The organism is Flavobacterium sp. (assembly GCF_044361065.1).
In the GTDB taxonomy this organism is placed as follows: domain Bacteria; phylum Bacteroidota; class Bacteroidia; order Flavobacteriales; family Flavobacteriaceae; genus Flavobacterium.
The window spans coordinates 1-3,295 of sequence record NZ_JBIKJI010000197.1 but is presented as its reverse complement, the minus strand read 5'-3'; the positions used below and the strand labels follow the sequence as shown (position 1 = coordinate 3,295).

3 protein-coding genes are annotated in these 3,295 nt (G+C 30.2%); all 3 read right to left on the bottom strand.

What is annotated here, in order from left to right:
• The coding region (locus tag ACIQ11_RS09795; RefSeq protein WP_396154459.1) for a 3-hydroxyacyl-CoA dehydrogenase NAD-binding domain-containing protein at positions 1-1,497 on the bottom strand (1,497 nt) is incomplete at its 3' end.
• Between the two features lie 49 nt (positions 1,498-1,546).
• Positions 1,547-1,999 (bottom strand): MarR family winged helix-turn-helix transcriptional regulator, encoded by a 453-nt coding sequence (locus ACIQ11_RS09790; RefSeq protein ID WP_396154457.1) that lies wholly within the window; start codon positions 1,997-1,999, stop codon positions 1,547-1,549.
• A 183-nt stretch (positions 2,000-2,182) separates the two neighbouring features.
• Entirely contained in the window at positions 2,183-2,992 is an 810-nt protein-coding gene (locus tag ACIQ11_RS09785) for an endonuclease/exonuclease/phosphatase family protein (protein WP_396154455.1), read from the bottom strand.
• Positions 2,993-3,295: the final 303 nt, after the last annotated feature.

The window sequence follows — 3,295 nt, the reverse complement described above, 5'->3', positions numbered from 1 at the left end:
AGAAGTAAATTCTAAATTGATAATTCCATCACCTAAATCGGTAATAATACTCTCACTATTGTTCCAAACTTTTTTGCTTTCGCGAATGTTATTTAAAATAATAAAAGCATCTTGTCCCGGAATTTTCTCTGTTTGTTTTTTCTCTATATTGTAAAAATAAGTTGCTCCTTCTTTTACAGAGTAGAAAGTCGTATTTCCAGATGCTATCATTTCTGTTACCCAACTTGCAGGTTGAAAGCCTTCCGCTTGCATCATTTCAATTCCTTTTTGAACACCGATAGCATCCCAAATTTCAAACGGTCCGTTTTCCCAACCAAAACCAGCTTTCATCGCATCGTCAATTTTGTAAAAAGCATCTGTGATTTCTGGAATTCTGTTCGAACAATACGTAAACATTGAAGCAAAGTTTTTACGATAAAATTCACCTGCTTTATCTTTTCCTGTTATTAATACTTTAAATCTATCAATCGGTTTATCGATAGTTTTTGTTAATTCCAAAGTTGCGAATGATGCTTTTTTAGCGGCACGATATTCTAATGTATTTAAATCTAAAGAAAGAATTTCTTTCCCTTCTTTTTTATAGAATCCTTGATTGGTTTTACTTCCCAACCATTTATTTTCCATCATTTTATTGATGAAATCTGGCAATTTAAATAATTCTAAAACTTCGTCTGTCTTACAATTTTCGTAAATTCCGTTCGCCACGTGAACTAAAGTATCTAAACCAACAACATCAACAGTTCGGAAAGTTGCCGATTTAGGTCGACCAATAACTGGACCCGTTAATTTATCAACTTCTTCAATCGTTAAACCTAATTCTTTTACTTGATGAAACAAGCTCATTATACCGAAGATTCCAATTCTGTTACCAATAAAAGCTGGAGTATCTTTGGCAACTACAGAAGTTTTTCCTAAAAATTTTTCTCCGTAACCATTTAAGAAATCTAATACTTCTGATGAAGTTTGAGGTCCAGGAATAATTTCGAATAATTTTAAGTAACGTGCTGGATTAAAAAAGTGCGTTCCACAGAAGTGTTTTTGAAAATCTTCACTTCTACCTTCACTCATAAAATGAATTGGAATTCCAGATGTGTTTGAAGTGATTAAAGTCCCAGGTTTTCTATATTTTTCAATTTGTTCAAAAACTGATTTCTTTATATCCAAACGTTCTACAACCACTTCGATAATCCAATCACAAGAAGCAATTTTAGCCATATCATCAGTTGTATTTCCAGTACTTATTCTACTGGCAAAACTTTGATGATATATTGGTGATGGTTTCGACTTTAAAGCTGTTGCTAAATGGTCATTAACCAATCTATTTCTTACTAACTTACTCTCAAGAGTCAACCCTTTTTTAATTTCTGATTCAGTTAATTCATTTGGAGTAATATCCAACAAAATTACTTCTACTCCTATATTTGCAAAATGGCAGGCAATTCCACTACCCATAATTCCAGATCCAATAACTGCAACTTTTTTAATATTTCGTTTCATTTATATGTGTTTTATTTTGGAGACTTTTATATTGTGTAAAGTATATACATTATTTTATTTTGATGTTGTTATCAAAAATTTCTTTTTCAAGAATTTGCTCATTAATTATATCGGCAACTTGCATAAAATTAGTTAGTTGTTCTTCGGTAATTTTAGATTTAATTACTTCATTAAATTGCAGAACAGTTTGTTTAGATAATTCTCTTTTTTGTTTTCCCTCATCTGTTAAAAATATCAAAACACCTCTACCATCAGCAGGATTTTTCTTTCGAACAATCAAACCTCTTTGTTCCATAGATTTTAATGTTCTGGTTAAACTTGTAGCTTCCATACCCATTCTAGGTGCCAAAGCAGTTGAAGGAATTCCTTTATCTTTATCAATGCTTAACAAAGCAAAACCGGTAGCCATTGTAGCGCCATACTTTGCTGCTTCTTCATTATACATTTTAGAAACCGTTTGCCAGGTAAACCTTAAAATATAATCAATTGTTTTATCTTGCATAAAATATTTTTTTCAAATATAAAAAAAAATACTATGCACGCATAGTATTTGAATAAAATTTTTCATACTTAATACTTGCCTATGTAAATTTACAAATAAAAAAGAAAACGAATTATAAATCCAATACTAATTAATTGTTAAATAAATTAGGAGTGATTCTTACAAAATAATTAATGCTTAAATTCAAATTAATTGAAAAGTACACCAAATTGGTATATGATCTGAAATTTTACGTGCTTCTTTAAGCGATTTAAATGATATATAAAAAGGTACAATTCCGCTTTTCACTATTTTAATTTTACTTAATTTGTAAAATATATTGTCATATTCAGAAGCTAAGCAATCATTATTTATACATTTCTGACGTAAACTGGTCTTTTGATTTTTAAAAACGCTTGAAAATCCATTCTTTTTGATAGGAAAAAAAACAGAATGGCTTTGAGGACAGTTAAAATCACCCATAAAAACTAAATTAAGCTTTGGGTATTTATTAGGAAAAAATTTAAAATACTTAATTTCACTGGCGGGGTTTTTCTTTTTTGGAACAGCGTGAAATGAGACGATTGTAAAAGATTTACCCTTATATAGAAAGGTTCCCATAAAAGGTTCTCTATCAATTTCTTTTTGATAGTTTTGATCAAGCCAGCAATTGCCAGTTTTTTTTACAATTGAAGGTTTCCAAATAAAAGCATAACGCTCTCGACTTGATGGATTCGTACTCGTTGTTGGATTACTTATTACATATTCCCATTTTGTACCTTTCCTATTTAATATAGAAACCAATCTACTAACAGCTAATGCACCACCATAACCCGCTACAACTTCCTGAACAGCTATTACATCATATGATTTAATAGAATTAGCTATTATGTCCAATTCACTATCCGACTTTGATTTACCTAAGTTCATAATATTCCAACTACAAACCGTAACTTGAGAAAACGAAACACAAGTAACAAATAAAAAATAAAAAAGATATTTTAATGATGACATACTCAGATATTTAATTGAACACTAAATATAAAAAAAAGTCAACATAAATCACACATTTTATATTATTTTTATTGCGTTCCCTTTCAGGTCGTGTATTCCGTTATATCTTTTTTGGTGTTATTTTTTTAAAAAAAGGATGCCACTACACCCACTAACGCTTTGGTTTTCATAAGATAAATCTTGTAAACAATTTATGAATAACCTTTATATAACAAAAAAAGCCCCAATCATAGATTGAGGCTTTAATAAAAGAAGGCGGCGACATACTCTCCCACATAACTGCAGTACCATCTGCGCAGTTGG

What these genes read in the sequence shown, in the direction of transcription:
- ACIQ11_RS09790 (WP_396154457.1), bottom strand. Translation starts at nt 1,999, where the DNA reads ATGCAAGATAAAACAATTGATTATATTTTAAGGTTTACCTGGCAAACG.
- ACIQ11_RS09785 (WP_396154455.1), bottom strand. Translation starts at nt 2,992, where the DNA reads ATGTCATCATTAAAATATCTTTTTTATTTTTTATTTGTTACTTGTGTT.